This window comes from Allokutzneria oryzae (assembly GCF_042429765.1).
Classification (GTDB): Bacteria; Actinomycetota; Actinomycetes; order Mycobacteriales; family Pseudonocardiaceae; genus Allokutzneria; species Allokutzneria oryzae.
In genome coordinates this window covers 1-21,527 of the sequence record NZ_JBHLZU010000030.1, presented here as the reverse complement: position 1 = coordinate 21,527, position 21,527 = coordinate 1, and the positions used below count along the sequence as shown (strand labels likewise).

General features: G+C 70.9%; 23 protein-coding genes. 10 read left to right on the top strand and 13 right to left on the bottom strand.

Translation table 11 applies throughout. The features are described 5' to 3' along the window. The first annotated feature begins 20 nt into the window (after positions 1 to 20). Complete coding sequence (locus ACFFQA_RS33545) at positions 21 to 767, top strand: maleylpyruvate isomerase family mycothiol-dependent enzyme (RefSeq protein ID WP_377861037.1); 747 nt, start codon at positions 21 to 23, stop codon at positions 765 to 767. Here ACFFQA_RS33545 and ACFFQA_RS33540 read toward each other — a convergent pair whose 3' ends face one another. The 6 genes from ACFFQA_RS33540 to ACFFQA_RS33515 all read right to left on the bottom strand — a co-directional run bounded on the left by ACFFQA_RS33540 (position 768) and on the right by ACFFQA_RS33515 (position 4,506). Beyond that, a complete protein-coding gene (locus ACFFQA_RS33540) occupies positions 768 to 1,520 on the bottom strand; it encodes an ESX secretion-associated protein EspG (protein ID WP_377861035.1) in 753 nt (250 codons plus the stop codon). It abuts the gene before it with no gap. Further along, on the bottom strand, positions 1,520 to 2,068 hold the full coding sequence (locus ACFFQA_RS33535; RefSeq protein ID WP_377861033.1) for a DUF3558 family protein: 549 nt from the start codon (positions 2,066 to 2,068) through the stop codon (positions 1,520 to 1,522). Before ACFFQA_RS33535 ends, ACFFQA_RS33540 begins: the two co-directional genes overlap by 1 nt. Further along, positions 2,065 to 2,454, bottom strand: a complete 390-nt coding sequence (locus ACFFQA_RS33530; protein ID WP_377861031.1) for a hypothetical protein — start codon at positions 2,452 to 2,454, stop codon at positions 2,065 to 2,067. Before ACFFQA_RS33530 ends, ACFFQA_RS33535 begins: the two co-directional genes overlap by 4 nt. 1 nt (position 2,455) lies before the next feature. Continuing rightward, the gene (locus ACFFQA_RS33525) at positions 2,456 to 3,601 is read right to left on the bottom strand and encodes a hypothetical protein (RefSeq protein ID WP_377861029.1); all 1,146 of its coding nucleotides are present in this window, start codon (positions 3,599 to 3,601) and stop codon (positions 2,456 to 2,458) included. A gap of 71 nt (positions 3,602 to 3,672) precedes the next feature. Further along, complete coding sequence (locus tag ACFFQA_RS33520; protein ID WP_377861027.1) at positions 3,673 to 3,987, bottom strand: hypothetical protein; 315 nt, start codon at positions 3,985 to 3,987, stop codon at positions 3,673 to 3,675. 120 nt (positions 3,988 to 4,107) lie between these two features. Beyond that, positions 4,108 to 4,506 (bottom strand): YccF domain-containing protein, encoded by a 399-nt coding sequence (locus tag ACFFQA_RS33515; RefSeq protein ID WP_377861025.1) that lies wholly within the window; start codon positions 4,504 to 4,506, stop codon positions 4,108 to 4,110. Positions 4,507 to 4,648: 142 nt separating this feature from the next. Between ACFFQA_RS33515 and ACFFQA_RS33510 the strand changes: the two genes are divergently transcribed. Next, the gene (locus tag ACFFQA_RS33510; RefSeq protein WP_377861023.1) at positions 4,649 to 6,298 is read left to right on the top strand and encodes an AMP-binding protein; all 1,650 of its coding nucleotides are present in this window, start codon (positions 4,649 to 4,651) and stop codon (positions 6,296 to 6,298) included. A 40-nt stretch (positions 6,299 to 6,338) separates the two neighbouring features. Here ACFFQA_RS33510 and ACFFQA_RS33505 read toward each other — a convergent pair whose 3' ends face one another. Both ACFFQA_RS33505 and ACFFQA_RS33500 read right to left on the bottom strand, forming a co-directional pair. Then, positions 6,339 to 7,286, bottom strand: a complete 948-nt coding sequence (locus ACFFQA_RS33505; RefSeq protein WP_377861021.1) for a R2-like ligand-binding oxidase — start codon at positions 7,284 to 7,286, stop codon at positions 6,339 to 6,341. Beyond that, positions 7,283 to 7,894, bottom strand: a complete 612-nt coding sequence (locus ACFFQA_RS33500) for a TetR/AcrR family transcriptional regulator (RefSeq protein ID WP_377861019.1) — start codon at positions 7,892 to 7,894, stop codon at positions 7,283 to 7,285. The genes ACFFQA_RS33505 and ACFFQA_RS33500 overlap by 4 nt, the downstream gene beginning before the upstream one ends. An 87-nt stretch (positions 7,895 to 7,981) precedes the next feature. On the opposite strand from ACFFQA_RS33500, the gene ACFFQA_RS33495 reads away from it, so the two are divergent. After that, positions 7,982 to 8,647 (top strand): HAD family hydrolase, encoded by a 666-nt coding sequence (locus tag ACFFQA_RS33495; protein WP_377861120.1) that lies wholly within the window; start codon positions 7,982 to 7,984, stop codon positions 8,645 to 8,647. A 160-nt stretch (positions 8,648 to 8,807) separates the two neighbouring features. After that, the gene (locus ACFFQA_RS33490) at positions 8,808 to 9,197 is read left to right on the top strand and encodes a cold-shock protein (protein WP_377861118.1); all 390 of its coding nucleotides are present in this window, start codon (positions 8,808 to 8,810) and stop codon (positions 9,195 to 9,197) included. A gap of 10 nt (positions 9,198 to 9,207) precedes the next feature. Here the strand turns inward: ACFFQA_RS33490 and ACFFQA_RS33485 are convergent, their stop codons facing one another. Genes ACFFQA_RS33485 through ACFFQA_RS33475 form a run of 3 tightly spaced genes read right to left on the bottom strand, consistent with a single transcriptional unit; the run spans position 9,208 to position 12,403 of the window. Continuing rightward, on the bottom strand, positions 9,208 to 9,687 hold the full coding sequence (locus ACFFQA_RS33485) for a DUF2771 family protein (RefSeq protein ID WP_377861017.1): 480 nt from the start codon (positions 9,685 to 9,687) through the stop codon (positions 9,208 to 9,210). Positions 9,688 to 9,696: 9 nt separating this feature from the next. Further along, positions 9,697 to 11,550, bottom strand: a complete 1,854-nt coding sequence (locus ACFFQA_RS33480; protein ID WP_377861015.1) for an MFS transporter — start codon at positions 11,548 to 11,550, stop codon at positions 9,697 to 9,699. 52 nt (positions 11,551 to 11,602) lie between these two features. Beyond that, positions 11,603 to 12,403 (bottom strand): glutaminyl-peptide cyclotransferase, encoded by an 801-nt coding sequence (locus ACFFQA_RS33475; protein ID WP_377861013.1) that lies wholly within the window; start codon positions 12,401 to 12,403, stop codon positions 11,603 to 11,605. A 58-nt stretch (positions 12,404 to 12,461) separates the two neighbouring features. On the opposite strand from ACFFQA_RS33475, the gene ACFFQA_RS33470 reads away from it, so the two are divergent. Both ACFFQA_RS33470 and ACFFQA_RS33465 read left to right on the top strand, forming a co-directional pair. Then, positions 12,462 to 13,439 (top strand): DUF3027 domain-containing protein, encoded by a 978-nt coding sequence (locus tag ACFFQA_RS33470; protein WP_377861011.1) that lies wholly within the window; start codon positions 12,462 to 12,464, stop codon positions 13,437 to 13,439. Then, a complete protein-coding gene (locus tag ACFFQA_RS33465) occupies positions 13,436 to 16,357 on the top strand; it encodes a sacsin N-terminal ATP-binding-like domain-containing protein (protein WP_377861010.1) in 2,922 nt (973 codons plus the stop codon). The genes ACFFQA_RS33470 and ACFFQA_RS33465 overlap by 4 nt, the downstream gene beginning before the upstream one ends. Positions 16,358 to 16,381: 24 nt before the next feature. Here the strand turns inward: ACFFQA_RS33465 and ACFFQA_RS33460 are convergent, their stop codons facing one another. Then, positions 16,382 to 16,675, bottom strand: a complete 294-nt coding sequence (locus ACFFQA_RS33460; RefSeq protein ID WP_377861116.1) for a DUF2530 domain-containing protein — start codon at positions 16,673 to 16,675, stop codon at positions 16,382 to 16,384. Between the two features lie 77 nt (positions 16,676 to 16,752). Here ACFFQA_RS33460 and ACFFQA_RS33455 point away from each other — a divergent pair, with 77 nt between their 5' ends. The 3 genes from ACFFQA_RS33455 (at position 16,753) to ACFFQA_RS33445 (ending at position 19,773) form a co-directional block, all read left to right on the top strand. Beyond that, positions 16,753 to 18,213 carry an NCS2 family permease gene (locus ACFFQA_RS33455; protein ID WP_377861008.1) on the top strand — a complete coding sequence of 487 codons (1,461 nt, stop codon included), beginning with the start codon at positions 16,753 to 16,755 and terminating at the stop codon, positions 18,211 to 18,213. 82 nt (positions 18,214 to 18,295) lie between these two features. Continuing rightward, positions 18,296 to 19,282 (top strand): esterase/lipase family protein, encoded by a 987-nt coding sequence (locus ACFFQA_RS33450; protein WP_377861006.1) that lies wholly within the window; start codon positions 18,296 to 18,298, stop codon positions 19,280 to 19,282. 56 nt (positions 19,283 to 19,338) lie between these two features. Continuing rightward, positions 19,339 to 19,773, top strand: a complete 435-nt coding sequence (locus ACFFQA_RS33445) for a MarR family winged helix-turn-helix transcriptional regulator (protein ID WP_377861004.1) — start codon at positions 19,339 to 19,341, stop codon at positions 19,771 to 19,773. A gap of 33 nt (positions 19,774 to 19,806) precedes the next feature. Here ACFFQA_RS33445 and ACFFQA_RS33440 read toward each other — a convergent pair whose 3' ends face one another. Next, positions 19,807 to 19,941 (bottom strand): hypothetical protein, encoded by a 135-nt coding sequence (locus ACFFQA_RS33440; RefSeq protein WP_377861002.1) that lies wholly within the window; start codon positions 19,939 to 19,941, stop codon positions 19,807 to 19,809. Here ACFFQA_RS33440 and ACFFQA_RS33435 point away from each other — a divergent pair. Further along, entirely contained in the window at positions 19,940 to 21,190 is a 1,251-nt protein-coding gene (locus ACFFQA_RS33435) for an MFS transporter (RefSeq protein WP_377861000.1), read from the top strand. The two genes, ACFFQA_RS33440 and ACFFQA_RS33435, sit on opposite strands and share 2 nt — an antisense overlap. Positions 21,191 to 21,527: the final 337 nt, after the last annotated feature.

The window sequence follows — 21,527 nt, the reverse complement described above, 5'->3', positions numbered from 1 at the left end:
CCGGTCTAGCTTCTCCGACCATGGGCACCGACCACATCGACCATCTCGCCGCCACGGTCGAGCAGACAGCGGCGTTCACGGCGGCCGTCAGCACACCGGACGCGCTGCGGCGCCGTGTCCCGTCTTGTCCTGAGTGGACGGTCGCCGACCTCGTCGCGCACCTGGGCGAGGTGCAGACGTGGTGGGAGCACGCTGTGCGCGGCGCGGGCGCCATTCCGGACGAGGACGCGGTGGCGGAGCAGGCCAAGCCGGGACCCGACCTGCTGGCGTGGTGGCGGGAACGGTCGGAGTCCTTCCTCGCCGCACTGCGCGAGACCCCGCCCGACGCGCTCTCGTGGTGCTGGTGGTCCGAGGACAAGCTGGCCACGGCGGCCGAGGTCGCCGACCGCCAGGCACACGAGGCGCTGATCCACCGGTGGGACGCCGAGAACGCGCTCGGTGCGACCACTCCGTTCACCCCGGCCCTGGCCGCGGACGGCGTGCGCGAGTTCCTCCAGCGGTGCATGTGGGGCAAGCCGTGGGCCGGCCCGGAGGGCCTGGTGCGGCTGCGTGCCACCGACACCGGCGACGAGTGGGACATCGCGTTGGCGGCCCCCCAACCGCGGCGGGTGCCGGTCTACCGCGAAGTACCGGCGTCCGTGGTGGTCAGCGGCACGGCGGAGCAGCTCGACCTGCTGCTGTGGCGACGAGTGCCGGTGGACGAGCTGACCGTCGACGGAGAAGTGGGGGTGGTGGACTCGTTGGTGAGCTGGACCGGCCTGGACTGATCAGGCGAAGGACCCGGTCATCAACTCGGCGAACCGGGTGGCCAGTGCCGAAGGCGTCACCGGGGCGACCGTGAGGTACCCGCTCCGAACGCTGGACACATACCGCCCCTCCGGCGTGTCCAGCCAACTGACCTGGGCGAGCGACACCGAAGCGGACCGGCCGGGCACTGGGCGGATCGCGGACGCCTGCCCCATCTCGGCCGCGGCGGAGTAGATGGTCAGGAACCGTTGTGCCTGAAGGCGGTCCGCCCCGGCTGCCATCAGCGGCCCCACACCGTCGCTGATCATCCCGGAGCGCTGCCACCCCACGCCGCTCTTGGCCAGGGCCTCGGCGGGAACCTGCACCGACTGCCCTCGCCCCGCGCCGCGCACGGGAAGCGCCGCGACCGCCGCAGAGGGTAGCGAGACATCGCCCAGCCACGTCAGCTCGACGGTGTCATCGCGGAGAACGACGCGGAGCGCAACCCCGCCCCGCCGGAAGCACCCGACCCTGCTCTGGCCATCCCGGTCGATGTGCACCAACGCCAGCTCGATCTCGTGGTCCGCGACAACGTGCAGCGCCGCGGCCAGGTCCTCGCCAAGCCCATGCCGTGCCAACCAGTCGGCCGCCCACGCCCGCGCGTGCGCCCGCTGCTCGACGTCGTCCCCGTGCTGGAACACGACGAGCGGATACGGCATCACGCCGAGCCCGAGGCGTTCCCAGCACACCTCGTACACCACGGCCGGGACCCGCAGCGTCCGCTGTCCCCGCATCACGGCACCCGGGGAATGACGCGTTCCCCCACATGCCGCACCGCCGCGCACCCGTCCCGGTTCGGGGCAGAGTTGTCGATGACCCCGATCTCCCATAGTCCCGCGTTGGATTCGAAAACTACCCCGCATTCTCCCGATTCGCCTCGGATTTCTCCTTGTCCGATAGCTGCTCGCTTCCCCGCTACTGACGTTTCGATTCGATTTTCGAAGTATTCTGCTCCAAGCTTTGTGCCCGGAATCAGGGTTAGGCTTGCTGTGAAAACTTCGCCGATGTTGCCGATCTTCACCTGATACATGCAGGAGGGAGAGAACTTTTCCTCCAGCTTGGGGGATCCTGGTGCCAGTTGGCCTTGAACCGGGAAGTCGCCGGGGGTCATCAGCCGGCACAATTCGGCTGCGGTGGGGGTCTTGCCCGGGTTGAGCTGAGTCTTCGAAGCGGAGTTGCCGACTGCCTCGCCTGAGATGGTTTGCGAACAGCCGGTAGTGGTCATCAACGCACTCAGGGCCACAACCGGCAGCCAGGCAAGCTTTTGTTGAATGCTGTTCACGAGCCGGCCTTCCACTGTAGGTCCGCGCCCTTCTTGTCGTTGGCTTCGAGTGCTGCGGCCATTCCGGTGATGCGTTTTCTGAATTCGACCAGGGCGTCATGGTATCGCTGCCAGAACCACACCAGTCCTCCCTGCTGGTCCGAGCAGCGATGGATGAACTTGGCCTTCATCGCCTGGCCGGCTTGCGTGGTTCCGAAGTTGGCAGCCTTTGCCCTAAATGCGAACTGCTGTGCTGATCTAAGTTCGGATTCGGCGATGAGGATCAGCTCGTCCATGTGCTTCGTGACCCAGTCCTTGGTGCCGGCGTCCATGCGGATCTCGCCGCTGGACACCATGTAGCCCACCTGGGCGAGGCCATCCGTTCTGCCCTGGTCGTCCCGGGACACGTCACTCCCCAATCACTGGTGGCGCCACCTTGGGCAGCTCGCCGATCAGATCCTCCACGTACGGGTACCGGCGCTGGTGCTCCTCGTCCTCCGCCCGCTGACCGGTGCCCTGCACCGCGGGCTGCATGAAGCCGCCGCCGGAGCCACTGCGCCCGGCTGTGCCGGGAACGCCGCCACCGGGAGGTGCGCTGGGGCCACGGCCGGGCACGGCTGGAGCGCGGCCGGGCGAAGAGCCTCGTCCGGTGTCAGCGCCTGGGCCGCCGCCGAGGACTCCGCCGCCGAAGGCGCCCAGTGAGCCGCCAGAACCGGTCGCGCCGCGGCCGGAGTCGAGTCCGCCGAGCCCGCCGCCCCCGGACATCCCGCCATCGACTGGGCCGTTACCTGGGCGTTCCCACCTCACCTGCTCAATCTCGCCTGGACGCCACCCCGGGTTCTCGTTGGGCGTGGGGAGCGGGGTCGGCCTGGGGTGAGGTTGTTCCACGGGCGGTGGGGTGCTGCCTCGCTCTCCTGGCAAGGTCCCGGGAGGAGTCCACCCGCCCCCGCCACCGCCTCCTCCACCACCAGGGGGGCGCGGTGTCGGTGGGGGGTCGGCGTTGAAAACGGCAGGGACGTCGTTGAAGCGGGGAGCCACCTGATCAGTGCGATGTGCCTCGCTGTCCACGGCGCGCCCCAGCTCGATCGCTTCCTGGCGCAGCGCCTCCTTGGCCTGTTCACGACGAGCGATGTGTTCGTTGAGGACCACGATCTGGTCCGGCGTCAGCCCGGACGGCAGCTTCTTCGGGATCTCCGGCCCGGACATCGTGAGTTCCTTGGCCTGCTCCGACACCTGCTTGAGGACGTGAACCATGGACGCGAACGGCGTTCCGATCTGCTGTGCGATCAGCTCCTGTTCGTCGCCGTAGCCGCGAAGCAGGTCACCCGCGGCCTTGGCCTTGTCCACCGAGGTCGACTGCCAGCGGCCCGCGAGCTTCGTCGCCAGTTCGTTCATGCCGTCGGCGAGCCGCTTCGCCGCCGCGCCGCGCTTACCGATCTCGTCGGCGAGCTGGGCCGCGAGCGCGGCCTGGTCGTAGTTCAACAGAGTCCTGAGTTCCTCAAGGGACTTGGACTCGTAGTTGTCCCCACCGCTGAAGTGACGGTCCTCCGACACGGCTCCCCCTCGTCGCCGATCCGATCACATACCGGACGGTACGGGAAGACGCTCGCCGGGGAGTGCGGAAGTCAGCGTTCCGCGGCCGCGCGGGAGCCGTCCGCCCAGAGCTGGACCACCTCGGCACGGTGCTGACCGGGCGGGGCGGCCGGGATGATCCTGGTCAGCTCGTCGGCCATCCGCTCGGCGCGGTCCCGGATCAGCTCGGCGCGGCGGGCGATCTGGCCGGTGCCGCGCTGGGCGGCGGCCAGCCGGTCTAGCAGGTCCGCCTTGAGCCGGAGCCACTCCACGTGCTCCCAGCTCGGGTCGGTCTGTGCGGTGGAGATCCGGTGCATGGCGCGATCGATCGCTTCGGCGATCTGCCCCAGTTCGCGGTCCACGGTCATCGGGCACCCCCGATCGAAGTCCGAACTTGTCACGACAGAGATCCGGCAGAGGAGGAGGATCACACGCGACTGTGTTCTAGCTCACCGTGCGCTTCCTCGTCCGGGGGACACGCGGGCGGTTCACCTGGTGAAGCCCAGCCTGTCGTCAATCCAGGCGACCTCGCGGCCGAGCGGCCACAGCGCGACGCGGAACATCTTGATGTTGGCGAGCCCGAGCGGGATGCCGACGATCGTCACGCACTGGACCACGCCGGTGACCACGTGCAGCAGCGCCAGCCACCAGCCCGCGAGCACCAGCCACAGCACGTTGCCCAGCGCAGAGCCGATGCCGGCGCCACCGCGCTTGACCAGCGTCCGGCCGAAGGGCCACAGGCAGAAGTTGGCGTTGCGGAACGCGGCGATCCCGAACGGGATCGTCACGATGAGGACGCAGCAGACCAGCCCGGCGACGGCGTAGCCCACCGCCAACCAGAACCCGCCGAACACCAGCCAGATCACGTTGAGGAGGAAGCGGAGCACGCAGTCCATGGTGCCCGAACCGGGTGGGCCCGCGTGGCACCGACGAGCGGGGTCCCTCGACCGGGCTTGACCTGCCGTCGAGGATGAGTGGCGGCCGTCACAGCACGCGGCCGTCACGACCACGCGCAGGAGGTTGTTCACCGTGGCTGAGTCCAGCGGCTCCACCGTCACCGCACTGCCGAGCTACGCGTCGGGCACCTCCGACGTCCCGCTGCTCGGCGACACCATCGGCGACAACCTCGACCGCACCGTCGCGGCGTTCGGCGACCGCGACGCCCTGGTCGAGCGCGCCAGTGGGCGCCGGTGGACTTACCGCGAGCTGGCCGCCGAGGTGGACCTGCTCGCGCGCGGGCTGCTGGCCGCGGGGATCGGCAAAGGCGACAGGGTGGGCATCTGGTCGCCGAACCGCGCCGAGTGGACGTTCGTGCAGTACGCGACCGCGAAGATCGGCGCCATCCTGGTCAACATCAACCCCGCCTACCGGGTGCACGAGCTGGAGTACGTGCTCAACCAGGCCGGGGTGCGCCTGCTCGTCGCCGCCAAGGCGTTCAAGACCTCCGACTACGCGGCGATGGTCGAGGAGGTGCGGCCGAACTGCGGTGCGCTGCGCCGGGTCGTGCTGCTCGACACTCCACAGTGGACTGATCTGCTGGCCGGCGGAGGGGGTGTCGCGCCCGAGCGGCTCGCCGTGGCACAGGCCGAGCTCTCCGCCGACGACCCGATCAACATCCAGTACACCTCGGGCACGACCGGCTTCCCCAAGGGCGCGACCCTCTCGCACCACAACATCCTCAACAACGGGTTCTTCGTCGGCGAGCTCTGCGGCTACACCGAACAGGACCGGATCTGCATCCCGGTGCCCTTCTACCACTGCTTCGGCATGGTCATGGGCAACCTCGCGGCGACGAGCCACGGCGCCTGCATGGTGATCCCCGCGCCCGCGTTCGAGCCGAAGGCCACCCTCGCCGCGGTCCAGGCGGAGGGATGCACCTCGCTCTACGGCGTGCCGACCATGTTCATCGCGGAGCTGGCCGAGGACGACTTCGACTCCTACGACCTGTCCACGCTGCGCACCGGGATCATGGCGGGCTCGCCCTGCCCGGTCGAGGTGATGAAGCAGGTCATCGAGCGGATGGGCATGCACGAGGTGACCATCTGCTACGGCATGACCGAAACCTCGCCCGTCTCCACCCAGACCAGGGCGGACGACTCGCTCGACCTCCGGGTGTCCACTGTGGGCAGGGCGCACCCGCACATCGAGGTCAAGATCGTCGACCCGGTCACCGGGCTGACCGTGCCGCGCGGGTCGCAGGGGGAGCTGTGCACCCGTGGCTACTCGGTGATGCTCGGGTACTGGGAACAGCCGGACAAGACCGCCGAGGCGATCGACCGGGCGCGCTGGATGCACACCGGCGACCTCGCGGTCATGGACGAACAGGGCTACGTCGGCATCACCGGCCGCATCAAGGACATGGTCATCCGCGGTGGCGAGAACATCTACCCGCGCGAGATCGAGGAGTTCCTCTACGGGCACCCGGACATCCTCGACGCGCAGGTGATCGGCGTTCCCGACGCGAAGTACGGCGAGGAGCTCATGGCGTGGGTGCGGATGCGCCCCGGCGCCGACCCGCTCACCGCCGAGCTGGTGCGCGAGTTCTGCACCGGCAAGCTCGCGCACTACAAGATCCCGCGTTACGTGCACGTGGTCGACGAGTTCCCGATGACGGTCACCGGCAAGATCCGCAAGGTCGAGATGCGGGAGCGCGCCGTGGGCATCCTCGGTCTGGACTGAGCCGGAACGCCCCCTGCCCACCGGGGCAGGGGGCTCGCGGTCACCTGGCGAGCGCGGCGGCGTCCTCCTCGCCGAAGCGCTCCTCCAGCTGCTCCGGCGAGTAGTCCAGGTCGATCTGCTCGACCGGCACGCCACGGGCCGACTCGATGGCGCCGAGCCGCCGCTGCGCGCGGTTGGCCGCGTACTCCACGAACTGCTGCACGTCGAGCTCGAACGGCGGGACCTCGAACTGGTCGTAGACCCACTGGATCGCGCTGAGCGCGTGCGGGAGCAGTTCGCCCATGCGGTCCTGCACGATCTGCCAGTTCCGGTCGTCGGCCGCCACGTGCCTGCGGCAGGTGAAGGTGCCCCACGCCATGTGCCTGCGCTCGTCGTCGCCGATGCGCTTCACCAGCTCCTGCATCCCCGGCATGATCCCGTTCGTCACGCACACCTGGTTCCACGCGAAGTAGCCCGTCAGCGCGAGCGTGCCCTCCACGACGTGGTTGTAGGTGACGCTGGCGCGGATCTGGTTGGAGGGACTGGGATCCGTCTCCAGCAGCCGCAGCGCAGACGGCAGCTCCTCGTAGAAGATCGTGCGGTAGCCGGGGTTGTCGGCGACGTAGGAGTGCAGGTCCTCGGTCAGCCCCACCGCGTCCAGCCACCGCCGGAAGACCTCGGTGTGCTTGGCCTCCTCGTAGGCGAACTGCGTCAGGTACATCTCGTCGCCGAAGCGGCCCTCGGCGGACATCGCGCGCAGGAACGGCTGGATGTCCTCGGTCACCGCCTCCTCGCCCGCGATGAACATGGCGCACAGGTAGGCCGCGCCGCGCCGCTGCTCGTCGGTCATCGTGGCCCAGTCCTCGGCGTCCTGGCTGAAGTCGATGTCCGCGGGGTTCCAGTGCTTGCCGTTGCCCTTGACGAACAGGCGCAACGGGAACGAGTCCCAGTTGAGCCCGCCCTGGCGCAGTGAGTGGAAGTCCTGACGGTGCGGGGCCTGAGTGGTCATGACCGCTCCTTCGCGGTGGACAGGTACGGGGCGAGCAGCACCCGCGCGATCGCCGTGACGGCGTCGGCCGCCTCCGCGTCGGTCCCGGTGGGCAGCAGCAGGTGGCTCAGGGTCAGCCGGACCGTGGTCTCGGCGTAGAGGTCGGCGGCGTCGGCGGGCACGTCCGGCAGGCGCCCGCGCAGGTGCTGGCTGACCAGCTCGGTCGCCGAGCTCAGCACGGGTTCGCCCTTGGTGGTCAGGAACGGCAGCATGTCCTCGGCGCCCGTCCCGGTCAGGATCGAGCTGACCAGCGGGTCGCGCCGGGAGAGGTCGAGGATGTGCCGCACCGCGCGGTGCGCCCCGGCCATGAAGTCGGGGGCGTCTTCGAGCGCGGAGGCCGTGCCGTCGAGGAACTCCGAGGTCACCCGGAGCGCGACGGCCTGGACCAGTGCCTCCTTGTTGCCGAACTCGTTGTAGACGGTCTGCCTGCTCACCCCGGTCGCGGCGGCCACGTCGGCCATCCGCAGACCTTGGAAGCCGCGTTCGGAGAGCAGGCGAGCCGCCGCGTCGAGCAGGTTCTCCCGCAGCGACGCCTTGACTCTGTCGGAGAAAGGTGTGACGTGGCCCACGAGCTCAGCTTTACACAAGTTCCGCTTTTGTAAAAGAGGTGGACTCGTAATCGGCTTGTGTCAACACGTAGTGTCGCTGGCGTGACCATGCTGACCGTGGGTTTCGACCTGGACATGACGCTGATCGACCCCAGGCCGGGCATGGTGCGGGCGTTCGAGGTGCTCGGTGCGCGGACCGGCATTCCCCTGGACGGCGAGAGCTTCGCCAACAACCTCGGCCCGCCGTTGCAGGACGAGTTCCGCCGCTACGTCACCGACGAGGACCAGGTGACCTACCTGGTCACCGAGTTCCGCGCGCTCTACCCGGAGATCGTGATCCCGCGGACCGTCGCGTTGCCAGGAGCCGTCGAGTCGGTCGCGGCCGTGCGCGAGCTCGGCGGCAGGGTCGTCGTGGTCACCGGCAAGTACGCGCCCAACGCCGCGCTGCACCTGTCCGCGCTCGGCATCGAGGTCGACGACCTGGTCGGCGAGCTGTGGTCGGTCGCCAAGGCCGAGGCGTTGCGGGAGTTCGGCGCGCAGGTCTACGTCGGCGACCACATCGGTGACGTGGTCGGGGCCCGGGCGGCCGACGCGGTCGCGGTCACGGTGCCCAGCGGTGCCTGTGACGCGGCTCAGCTGGCCGAGGCGGGCGCCGACGCGGTGCTCGTGGACCTCACCGAGTTCCCCGCGTGGCTGCGCGAGTGGGAAACAAACCGGCATGGCCTTGATCTTCACTACGAACGGCGCAGTCTCGATCGTCAGAATGCGCCGTAGCCTGGACTCCGCGCTTCGCTGAGCCCGTGGTTCTCGGTACGCTGAGGATTCGCGCGTCCTGGGCCCGCCTGGGGCGCGTTCGTCGTGCGAGGACGCCGCAGGGACCACGTCGTGGCAGCCGCGCGGGGCGCAACCGGAAGCTAAGGGAACGGTGAGCATAGTGCCGACCGGCAGGGTCAAGTGGTACGACGCGGAGAAGGGCTTCGGCTTCGTCACCCAGGACGGTGGTGAGGACGTCTACGTCCGCGCTTCCGCGCTGCCCGCGGGGATCGACGCCCTCAAGTCGGGCCAGCGGGTGGAGTTCGGCGTCGCCGACGGCCGCCGTGGCCCGCAGGCGTTGTCGGTCCGCCTCGTCGACCCCTCGCCCTCGGTGGCCGAGGCGCAGCGCCGCCCGGCCGAGGAGCTGCACGGCCTGGTCGAGGACATGATCAAGCTGCTGGAGATGAAGGTCCAGCCGGAGCTGCAGCGCAACCGCTACCCGGACCGCAAGATCAGCAAGGTGGTCGCCGAGGTCGTCCGGGCGGTCGCCCGCGAGCTCGACCCGAACTAGGCCCCGGTCCTCAGCGGCGGTCGTCGACGGAGAGCACCCAGGTCCCCCGGGTGACGAAGTCGACGCCGCCGTCCTGGCGCGCGGCCAGGACGCCGCCGAACTGCTGGATCTCCACGGTCTCCAGCTGTGCGGTGTCGGTGGGCAGGCGCAGCGTGTACGCCAGTCGCTGGGACTCCCCGAAGAACACCGCGCTGCGGCCCTCGATCGGCGTGCCCGCCGCGTCGCGGTAGCGGAAGACGACCTGCCACGGGGTCTCGCCGATGTGGCTGTCCACCGAGATCTGCAGCGGCTTGCCGGGTGGCACGCGCAGGACCGCGTGCGCCTCGGTGTCGGCCGTGCAGTTCTCCACCAGCACGTCGCAGTGCTGGGCGGGACCGGTCACCGCGGTCTTGCCCGCCGCGTAGAAGGTCACGTTCGGCGGGGTGGGCGCGGCGCAACCGGCGAGCGTGGCACCGGCGGCAGCGAGCAGTAGGGCGAGTCCTCGACGCACGCGTCAAACCTACGGGGAGCGCGGCGGTGGTGGATCCATGGGCGTCGACGCGGCAGGTGCCTGCGAGCCCGGCCAGCCGGGAGACCAGCCGTCCTGCCTGGTCACCGGGGCGGTGGTTGGCTTGGTCGGGTCCTCGCTGTTGGCCCGCAGCGGGCGGTCGCCGCCGAAGCCGGGGATCAGCGAGGTGCCCCGGTGGGTCAGCACGGTCTGCACCAGCCCGAGGGCCAGCACGCCCGCGACCACCGTGAAGCCGAGCCAGTAGACCGGCGGCAGCAGCAGGCCGAGCACGCCGCCGAAGACCCACGCCAGCTGGAGGATGGTCTCCGAGCGGCCGAACGCCGACGCCCGGGACTCGTCCGGCATGTCGGTCTGGATCGCCCCGTCCAGGCACGCCTTGGCCAGCGCGGATGCGGTCGAGCCCATCAGGCCGACGATGGCCGCGGTGACCAGGCCCTCCATCAGCGCCGCGAACACCACGGAGGCGAGCGCGCTGCTCAGGCAGCCGATCACCACCATGTCCGGCTTGTCCAGCTGCAGGCGGGCGCCGATGGCGTTGCCGAGGAAGGTGCCGACGCCGGCCGCCGCGCCGATCACGCCCAGCAGCATCAGCTGGAGCATCGGCTCGCCCTCGGTCTGCGCCTTGATCACGAACGCCGCGAACAGGGTCAGGAAGCCGGTCAGCACGCGGATGGAGCCCGCGCCCCACAGGCCGACGAGCAGGTTGCGGCCCATGGGCGCGCGCTTCGGCTTGCCCTCGCGCCTGTCCGCCTTGGCGCTCAGCGACGCGGGCACCTCGCCCTCGGTGACCTCCACCCAGGACGGGATGCGCAGGCAGCGCCACACGCCGATCACGCAGATCACCGCGGCGAACCACAGCGCGGCCGACTCGTGGATGAGCTGGCCCAACGCGCCGGCGACGCCGCCGAAGACCACGCTCGCGCCCAGGCCGAACACGGCCATCCGCGAGTTGGACTTCACCAGCGAGATCTCCGGTGGCAGCACGCGCGGGGTGACCGCGGCCTTGAGCACACCGAAGGACTGGGACAGCACCATCGCGCCGAGCGCCGCCGGGTACAGCCCCCAGGTGTCGAAGTTCGTGGCCATCACCATGACCAGCACGGCGCGACCGGCGAAGGAGGTGGCCAGCGCCAGCCGCCGCCCCCGCTGCAGCTTGTCCAGCAGCGGTCCTACGACCGGTGCGACCAGCGCGAACGGGGCGACGGTGATCAGCAGGTAGAGCGCGACCTTGCCCTGGCTCTCGCCCTTGGCCGCGGAGAAGAACAGCGTGTTGGCCAGCGCGACCGCGATCGCCGCGTCCAGCGCGAAGTTCATCATCACCGCGTAGGTCAGCGCGGCCAGCCCGGACTTGTCGGCGCCGTCGGCGTGCACCCCGCGCCGAAACGCCTGCACGGCCTGCTGGCCGAGCTGACGGGTGCGGTAGACCGCGACGCGGCTGACGGTGATCTTCTTCGGCAGCTTCGGCCCGCCTGGACCGTGCTCCGGCGGCGGGGCCAGCCGGGAGTGCTGCTCCGGGTACCGCTCGGAGTCGCGGACCGGCTCGGGGTAGCCGTCGGAGTTGTAGCGCTCGCGCACCCGTGGCGGCTGCTGCGGGTAGCTGTCCGGCGGGTAGTAGATCGACTCGTACTGCGTGTCCGGCTCGGTGCGCTGGCGGCGCGGGCGGGGCTGGTAGTCCGGGTCCTCGTCCCACGGGTAGGCCCGGCGCTCGTCCTCGCGCGGCTGCTTCCGCGTCGGCCGCTCGGGGCGTCCATCGCCGGAGGCGTGCAGCTCCTGCGCCTCCTTGCGCCGCTTGCGGTTGCCGCCGCCCCATCCCGGGCGGCCACGGCCTGCACCGGTACCAGTCACGTCTTCATCCTGCCGCACATCACGTTCATTGTGTCTCAGTCCTGACCTCGTGTTATCCCACCGGCACGAAGCGCACTCGGAAGATCTTCGGCCAGAGCTTCCCGGTGATCAGGAACTCGTCGGTGCCCGGAACGGCGGCGATGCCGTTGAGCACGTCCGCCGTCGCCCGCTCACCCTGGCTGAGCAGGCCGGACGCGTCCACGGTAGCGGTGACCGCACCGGTGGCCAGGTCGATCCGCACGATCTCGTCCCGTTTCCACAGGTTCGCCCAGACCGCGCCACCGGCGCACTCCAGCTCGTTGATCTCCCGGACGGCCAGCCCCGCCCGCCGGACCTGGACCCGGCCCAGCTCGGCGAAGGTGGCGGGGTCGCGCAGCGTCAGCTCGGAGCTGCCGTCGCTCATCACCAGCCGCGTGCCGTCCAGGCACAGCCCCCAGCCCTCGCCGGAGTAGCCGACCCGCCGCAGCTCCCGCAGGTCGCCGCGGTCGCGCTCGATCGCGACGCCGTCCTTCCAGGTGAGCTGCCACAGCCGCTCGCCGCTGACCGTCACGCCCTCGCCGAAGAGCTCGCCCGCCACCGGCACCTGGCGCCGGACCTCGCCGGTCGCCGGGTCGAGCTCGCGCACGCTGGACTGCCCAGCAAGGCCGGTGCCCTCGTAGAGCACGCCTTCCCGCAGCTCAAGGCCCTGTGTCCAGGCCGCCGTGTCGTGCGGGATCGTGCCGAGCACCTCCACCCGCATGCGTTGCGGTTCGACACCGTCACCCGGGGCGTCACCCTCGGTCAGCCACACCGCGCCGACCGCGACGACCACCACCGCGACGGCCGCGCAGGCGCGCCAAGCTCCGCGTCCCATCCGGTCAGCCTGGCATGCCTGAAGAGGGCTCTGCGGACATGCGGCACAATCGTCAACCGTGACGCCCACCTCCTCTCCTGCCAGCCAGCATTCGGCGGACACCGACGACGCGGCGGCCACGCAGCCCGCCGCCGTCCTGGTCGAAGCGCTCGAACTGGCCAGGAGCGCGGCCATCGAGGAGGCCGGCGGCGACATCGGCCAGCACGTCGGTGTCGAGGCCGAGGACGACGTCACCGCGACCCACCTGTTCGAGGCGGCGCACCCCGGCTACGGCGGCTGGCGCTGGGCGGTGACCGTCGCGGTCGCCGGTCCCGGCGAGCCGGTCACCGTCAGCGAGGTCGTGCTGCTGCCCGGCCCGTCCTCCCTGGTCGCCCCCGAGTGGGTGCCGTGGAGCCAGCGCGTCCGCGCTGGCGACCTCGGCCCCGGCGACCTGCTGCCGACGGACCCCGAGGACCCGCGCCTGGCCCCCGGCTACCTGCTCAGCGACGACCCCGGGGAGCAGGAGGTCGCCTACGAGATCGGCCTCGGCCGCCCGCGCGTGCTCTCCCGCGAGGGCAGGCTCGACGCCGCCGAGCGCTGGCACCACAGCGACTTCGGCCCGCGCAGCGACATGGCCAAGGCCGCCCCGGGCAACTGCGGCAACTGCGGCTTCTTCCTGCAGATCGCGGGTTCGCTGCGCGCGGCGTTCGGCGTCTGCGCCAACGAGCTGGCCCCGGCGGACGGCCGCGTCGTGCACGTGGAGTACGGCTGCGGCGCGCACTCCGAGGCCGAGGTCGACACCAGCTCGATCGTGCCGATCTCCGAGGTCGTCTACGACGACGCCGTGCTGGAGATCGACCACACCCCGCGCGGCGGTTCCCAGCCCTCGACCGAGGCACCCGCCGACGCCCCTGCCGAGGTCACCGCCGAAGCATCCGAGACACCCGGAGCGGCGGCCGACGCCGACACCGAACCGGTCGCTGAGGCAGCCGCTGGGACTCCCGAGACTCCGGCCGCCGAGGACGCGGCCGAGACCTCGCCCGCAGCGGGCTCGTGAGCACCGACCCGTTCGGCACCGCCGCGCTGCGGCAGGCGGTGCTGGATGCCTGGCGCGCCTCGCCGACGCGGTTCCGTGAGGACGCCAACGCCGAGGAGGACCTGCGCTTCGGCGGCTACCGCGATCGGCTGCTCGTCGAGCTGGCGCAGAACGCGGCGGACGCCGCGGGCGCCGGTGGCAGGCTCCGGCTGTCCGTCGTGGACAACGAGCTGCGCGCGGCGAACACCGGGGAGCCATTGAGCGCCTCCGGTGTCGCGGCGCTGGCCTCGCTGCGCGCCTCACCCAAGCGCGACGCCAGCCGGGTCGGCCGGTTCGGCGTGGGCTTCTCCGCCGTGCTCGCGGTGACCGACGAGCCCAGGGTCGTCTCGACCACCGGCGGCATCGCGTTCTCCGCCGACCACACCCGCGAGGCGAGTGCCGACCTGCCCACGGTGGTCGAGGCCCTCGCCGAGCGCGGCGGCGCGGTCCCGGTGCTGCGCCTGGTCTGGCCGGTCGCCGCCGACGAGCCGGGAGTCCCCGACGGCTTCGCCACCGAGGTCCGGCTGCCCCTGCGCGCCGACATCGACGCCGACGACCTGATCAAGGGCTTCGCCGCCGAGGCCGAGGACCTGCTGCTCGCGCTGCCAGGGCTGACCGAGGTGGAGATCGACGGCAGGACGTGGCGCCGCGAGGACCTGCCGGACGGCAACCTCCGCGTGCACGGCGACAGCGGCAGCACGGCCTGGCACGTCCACCGCACCGACGGCAGGCTGGGCGAGGACGACCTGCACGGCCTCGGCGCCGAGGCCCGCCTCCGTCCTGAGTGGACGGTCTGCTGGGCGGTCCAGCTCGACGCGGACGGCGTTCCCGCCCCGCTCGCCCAGGACGTCCTGCACACCCCGACGCCGACCGACGAGCGGCTGTCGCTGCCCGCCCGGCTGCTGGCGACGCTGCCGGTGGAGCCCTCGCGCCGCAGGCTGATGGCGGGACCGGCGACCGACGCCGTGCTCGCCGCCGCCGCGCGGTGCTACCCGGACCTGGTTCTGACGCTGCCGCTGGAGCACCGCACCGCCCTGGTGCCGCTCCCGGAGTTCCCTCTGTCCGATGTGGACGGAAAGCTGCGCGAGGCGGTGCTCGACGCGCTCGGCTCGGTGCGCTGGCTGACCACGGTCGGCGAGGACGAGATCGCGCCGTCGCGGGCACGAGTGCTGGACCGGCCCTCCGCCGAGCTGGCCGAGCTGCTCGCCGACGTCCTTCCCGACCTGCTCCCGGCGGAGTTCGCGGAGTCCGCGCACGCCAAGGCGTTGCAGGCCCTCGGTGTCCCGCGCGTCCGGCTCACCGAGCTGGTCGAGGCGGTCACCGGGCTCGACCGCGCCCCTGGCTGGTGGCGTCGGCTCTACGACGCGGTCCACGCGTTGCTGGAGGCCGACCCGAGGGCGAGCGAGGAGCTCGGCGCGCTGCCCGTCCCGCTGACCGACGGCCGCACCTCGATCGGCCCGCGCGGCACCCTCGTGCTGGACACCGATCTGTCTACAGTGGACGCGCTTGGGCTCCGCCTCGTGCACCCCGACGCCGTGCACCCGCTGCTGGAACGCCTCGGCGCGGGCAGGGCAGGGGCGGAGGAGCTGCTGGACGCGCCGGAGCTCCAGGCGTCGGTGGAACGCAGCGTCGCCGACGCGGAGGCCGGGCTCGACGTCACCGAGCTCGCCGACGCCGTGCTGCGGCTGGTCGACCGGGCCGGTCCCCGCGACTGGCTGGGCGCCCTGGCGCTGCGCGACTCCGACGGCGAGGTCCGCCGCGCCGACGAGCTGCTGCTGCCGACCTCCCCGCTGCTGGACATCTTCGAGGAGGACGCGCCGCTCGGCGTGCTCGCCGAGGACCTGGCGCGGGCGTGGTCGGCCGACACGCTCAGCGCGGTCGGCGTGCTCGACGGCTTCACCGTGCTGGTCGACTCCGCCCCGACGGGGCCGAACCACCGCCTTGCCGACGAGTCGGCGTGGTGGGAGGAGATCGACGGCGACGCCAACCCGCCCGCCGAGCTGCGCGCGGTCCGCGATCTCGACCTGGTCGCCGACGACGCCTGGCCCGCGGCGCTGAAGCTGCTCGCGGCCGATCCGGAGACCTGGCGCGCGCTCAACCAGCGCGACGGCTACACCGGCTGGTGGCTGGCCCGCTACGCCCTGCTCGACGGTCTGCCGCCGACGCACTGGCGGCTCCCGGACGCCGACGACCTCGCGGGGCTGTACGAGGTCGTGCCCACCGAGGAGCTGTCCGAGGAGCTGCTTGTCATGCTCGGCGTGCGCTCGGGCCTCTCGGTCGACGACGCCTTCGACGCCGAGGACCTGTTGGCCCGCCTGGGCGATGAGGACCGCTTCGTCCGCGACGGCACGATGCTGCGCGCGCACGCGGTTCTGGCGGACGCGGTGGCGGACGGGCTGCTCGAACCGTCCGATGTGGACGTTCCGGATTTCGTGCGCGCGCTCACCGGCGAGGTGGTCTCGACCGAGGACGCGGTGGTGCTCGACGGAGCCTGGCTGCTGCCGGTGCTGGACGAGGGCACCCTGGTCGGCGGCGGCGCCCCGGAGGTGCTCGCGGACCTGCTCGACCTCCCGCTGGCCTCGGAGTACGCGCAGGCGGAGGTCGTCAGCACGGGCACAGCGACGGCGTGGGCGGACCTGGACGGCCTGGTGGAGGCGTGCGACCTGATCGGCGTCCCGTTCCCGGACGGCGAGGTGCTCGTGCACGACACCCTGGTGGTCCGGGTGCGCGGCGAGGAGCACGAGACCACGTGGTGGCGCGACGACGCGGGCCGCCTGCACACCACCCACGACCCGTCCGGCCTGGCAAGGGCGTTGGCCCACGTCCTCGGCCACTGGTCGCGGCGCCACGAGCTCTCCGCACTGCTGGCCGCCCCCGCCGCCACCACCCACCTGGCGTAGCGGAACGCCCCGAACGGGATCGGGTCAGAGGCCGTCGCCCCGCTGGGCGCCTCGGGCGCCTCGGCGGGCGGCGCGGCGCTGCCACATGATGATCGACCAGCCGATCAGTCCGAGCAGGCCGCCGCACAGGGTGGTCCAGACCCACACCCAGTCGCCGGTGTCGAAGGCCGTGCGCAGCACCAGCAGCACCGCGAAGGCCACGAACCACAGGGCCGTGCCCGTCGCGATCAGCGGGACCGGGTCGGCAAGGGCTCGGGGCAGCGGCGGGGGAGCGGGTGCGGGAGTTTCCGCACTCGTAACCGGGCCGCGTTCGCTCATCTCCGCCACATCAGGGAGGCTACCGGCCGAAACACCGCGGCCAGAAACATCGTGGCCGGGCAGGGCAGGGAGAACAGATGAGCACGAGCACGCGGCCTTCGGCGCTGGACCGCTACTTCAAGATCACCGAGCGTGGCTCGACCGTGGGCAGGGAGGTCCGAGGCGGGCTGGTCACCTTCGTGACCATGGCCTACATCGTGGTGCTGAACCCGCTGATCCTGGGCAGCTTCGACCCGGACGACCCGGGCGCCAAGCGCGACCTGCTCGGCGACATCCTGCCCGTGCCGCAGGTCGCCGCGGTGACCGCGCTCGTCGCCGGTGTGATGACCATCCTCTTCGGACTGATCGCGAACTACCCGTTCGCCATCGCCACCGGGCTGGGCATCAACAGCCTGGTCGCGGTCACCCTCGCGCCGCAGATGACCTGGCCGGAGGCGATGGGCCTGGTCGTGGTCAACGGCATCGTGGTGCTGGTCCTGGTCGCGACGGGCTTCCGCACCGCGGTGTTCAACTCGGTCCCGCCGGAGCTCAAGGCGGCGATCGCCGTGGGCATCGGCCTGTTCATCTGCCTGATCGGGTTCGTCGACGCCGGGTTCGTGCGCCGCATCCCGGATGACGCGAAGACCACCGTCCCGGTCGGACTCGGCATCAACGGCTCGATCGCCTCGTGGCCGACCTTCGTCTTCGTGTTCGGCTTGCTGCTCACCGGTGTTCTCGTGGCGCGCAAGGTGCGCGGGGCGATCCTGATCGGCGTGCTCGGCAGCACCGCGGTGGCGATGGTCGTCGAGGCGGTCTTCAAAGCCGGTCCGTCGAAGGGCACCGACCCGAAGGGCTGGAGCCTCGGCTACCCGGGCCTTCCCGAGCACGTCTTCGGCCTGCCGGACCTGTCGCTGGTCGGCGACTTCTCCTTCGGCGCGTGGTGGCGGCTGCCCGCGATCACCGTGGCACTGCTGGTCTTCACCCTGGTGCTGACCGACTTCTTCGACACCATCGGCACGATGACCGGCCTGGCCAAGGAGGGCGACCTGCTCGACAAGGACGGTCAGCTGCCCAACACCGGCAAGGCGCTGTTCATCGACGGCGTGAGCGCGGTCGCCGGTGGCGTGGCCTCCTCCTCGTCGAACACCGTCTTCATCGAGTCGGCCGCGGGCATCGCGGAGGGCGCGCGCACCGGCCTGGCAAACGTTGTCAGCGGCCTGCTGTTCCTGGCCGCCATGTTCTTCACCCCGCTCTACGAGGTCGTTCCGGTCGAGGCCGCAGCGCCCGCGCTGGTGATCGTCGGGGCGTTGATGGTCGGCCAGGTCAGGGAGATCGACTTCTCCGACTTCACGGTCGCGCTTCCCGCGTTCCTGACGATCGTGGTCATGCCGTTCACGTACTCGATCGCCAACGGCATCGGCGCGGGCTTCATCAGCTACGTGCTGCTCCAGACGGTGACCGGCAAGGCGCGCAAGGTGCACCCGCTGATGTGGGTGGTCTCGGTCGCCTTCATCGCGTACTTCGCGGTGGGCCCGCTGCGCGAGGCGCTGGGGATCTGACCACGTAGCGCAGTCACCGGGCGGGGAGAACCACCGGTTCGTGCAGAGCCGCCTCCCGGTGACTCGCTTAGCCTCGGAAGCCGTGGGGATCAACAAGCTCTGGCGGCTCCTGCCCTGTGCCGCGGTGATCGCGACGTTCTCCCTGCCCGCGGAGGCCGTGCCGCAGCCGCCGCCCACCGGCCCAGTGCTGCACGCCCCGGTCTCGGCCATGGACAGCGCGCTGTCGTGCACCAGCGACGTGGACGACTCCGGGACGGCCAAGCCGGTCCTGCTCGTGCACGGCACCGGGCTGAGCGCGGCGGAGACCTGGGACTGGGGCTACCGCCGGGCGCTGGCCTCGTTGAACCGCCCGGTCTGCTCGATCGACCTGCCGGGCAAGGGCATGGACGACATGCAGGACGCCGCGGAGTACGTGGTGCACTCGATCCGTTCGGTCGCCAAGCGCAGCGGCAACAAGGTCTCCGTCGTCGCATACGACCAGGGCGGCGTGCTCACCCTGTGGGCGTTGCGCTTCTGGCCGGACATCCGGTCCACAGTGGACGACGTGGTCGGGCTGGGCGTGCCGTTCCGGGGTTCGCGGGCGGCGGCGGAGCACTGCGTCCGCAGTCCGCTGTGCCAGCCGGCGGTCCGCCAGCTCAGCCCGGAGTCCCAGCTGGTCCGCGCGGCGAACCTCGGCCAGTTGCCACCCGGGCCGTCCTACACCTCGATCCACACGCTCTTCGACGAGGTCGTCACACCGCAGCCGACCGCGAGCCTGCTGACGGAGTCCAGCAACATCGCGACCCAGGTCTTCTGCCCGCTCCGCCACACCGGCCACCTCACGCTGCTGGCCGACGCGGTCGGGTACGCGCTCACCGTGGACGCACTCGAACACATGGGTCCCGCCGACCCGCGCCGGGTGTCGCCGTTCCTCTGCGCGGAGCGCGCGCTGCCCGGCGCCGATCTCGTCGCGATGGCCACCAGCCTGCCGCTGGCCCGGCCGAGCGAGCTCTTCGGGGTCGTCGGCGCCCCGGCGACCGAGACGGAGCCGCCGCTGCGCTGCTACGTGGGCGGGACCTGCCCCGTGTGATCGGGTAGACGGCCTGTCGCGACCGTGGTCGCGAAATAGTGAGGTATGCTAAGGACATGTCGGAGTCTGAACCGGGTGAGCCCAACCTGGCCAGCCGCTTGCGGCTGTCCGTAGTCCGGCTCAACCGCAGGCTCCGCGCCCAGCGCAGCGACTCCTCGGTGTCGCTGACCCAGCTCTCCGCGCTGTCCAGCCTGCACAAGGGCGGGCCGTTGACACCGGGTGAGCTCGCGGCCAAGGAGGGGGTCCAGCCCCCGTCCATGACGAGGGTCATCGCGGCGCTGGAGGAACACGGGTACGCGACGCGCACGCCGCACCCCACCGACGGCAGACAGGCGATCGTCGACCTGACCGAGGCGGGCAGGACCTTCATCAAGGCCGAGGTCTGCGCGCGGGAACGGTGGCTGGACAAGCGGCTCGCGGAGCTGGACGAGTCGGAGCGGGAGGTCCTCTCCCGCGCGGCGGAGATCATAGACAGAATGGCGGGGCAGTAACGAAGTGCCGACATACGCGGGGAACACCAGAGCTCAGAAGTCGCTCGACAACAACCACTCCCCGCCGGTCGGCACACCCACCAGCTCCGGTGCCAGACGTTGTTCATCCACAGTGGACAAACGATTGCCCTCGGGGCAGCCGGAGGAGAAACCGCGCGTCCGGGGCATGTTCTCCTCGCTGAGGATCCGGAACTACCGCCTCTACGCCTCCGGCCAGGTCGTCTCGCTGATCGGCGTGTGGATGCAGCGCGTCGCCCAGGACTGGCTGGTGCTCCAGCTCTCCGACGGCAGCCCGGTCGCGCTCGGTGTCGCGGTCGCGCTCCAGTTCCTGCCGACGCTGCTGCTCTCGCTGTGGGCGGGTGTGCTCGCGGACCGGCTCGACAAGCGCAAGTTCCTCATGGTGCTCCAGGGCGCGCTCGGACTGTGCGGGATCACCCTCGGCCTGCTCGACGTCACCGGGGTCGTGCAGCTGTGGCACGTCTACCTGCTCTGCCTGGTCCTGGGCGCGTTCTCCGCGGTGGAGACGCCCGTCCGGCAGTCCTTCGCGGTGGAGATGGTCGGCAAGGCGCAGGTCACCAATGCCGTCGCGCTGAACTCGATGACCTTCAACACGGCCCGCATCGTCGGCCCCGCCATCGCCGGCGTGATGATCAACTGGATCGGCACGGGCTGGGTGTTCCTGGTCAACGGGGCCAGCTTCGCGGGCGTGATCACCGGTATCGCGCTGATGAACGCGGCGGAGCTGCACCGCTCCAAGCCGGTGCCGCGCGGCCGGGGCCAGCTCCGTGAGGGCCTTCGCTACGTGCGGGAACGAGCCGACCTGATGGTGGTCATGGTGCTGGCCTTCGGGGTCAGCACCTTCGGCCTGAACTTCCACTCGACGCTGGCGGTCATCTCGCGCAACGAGTTCCACGGCGACGCCTCCCTCTACGGCACGCTGTCCACGCTGCTCGCGCTCGGCACGCTCTCCGGGGCGGTCATGGCGGCGCGGCGCAGCGCCAAGGGGCGTCCGAGGCAACGGCTGCTGATCGGCGGCGCGGCGGCCTTCGGCGCTCTGGAGATCGTCACCGGCTTCATGCCCGACCCGTGGTCGATGGGCGTGCTGCTCGTGCTCACCGGCGCCGCGGCGCTGACCTTCACGACGGTGGCCAACGCGATCGTCCAGCTCTCGGTGGCGCCGGAGATGCGGGGCCGGGTGATGGGCCTGTACATGCTGGTGTTCCTGGGCGGGAACCCGATCGGCAGCCCGGTGCTCGGCTGGGTCGCCGAACAGTGGGGACCGCGCTCGCCGGTGCTGCTGGGCGGCGCGATCTCGCTGCTGTTCGCGCTGGTCTGCGGGGCTGTGCTGATGCGAAGAGGGGGGATCGAGCTGCCGGTGCGGCGGCTGGTCCGGCTCCGGGTTCTCACCCGGAAGTGAGCAGAGGCTTGCCGGGTCAGTGAAGTTAGGCTAACCTAATTCTTGTCCGCTTCGTGGTGGGAGCGGCAGTCAGTTCGGGAACATGAAGAGTCCCTAGCTTCCGACCGGGAGCTAGGGGCTTTTCGTTTTCCCAGGTCACCGCACATGCATCGGACGTAAGTTACGTCCGGCGCAAGTTACGTCAGGTGTAAGTAAGAGAACCCCGGTCGCCGTGGCGACCGGGGTTCTTCCTGTGCAGCTTCGCCTGTCGGAGCATCCACTGCCAGGTCTTGGTGACGATCAGGGTTGGAGCAGCAGGCCGTTCTTGCCCGCGCGGGCGGCTTCGAAGCGCTGGTTG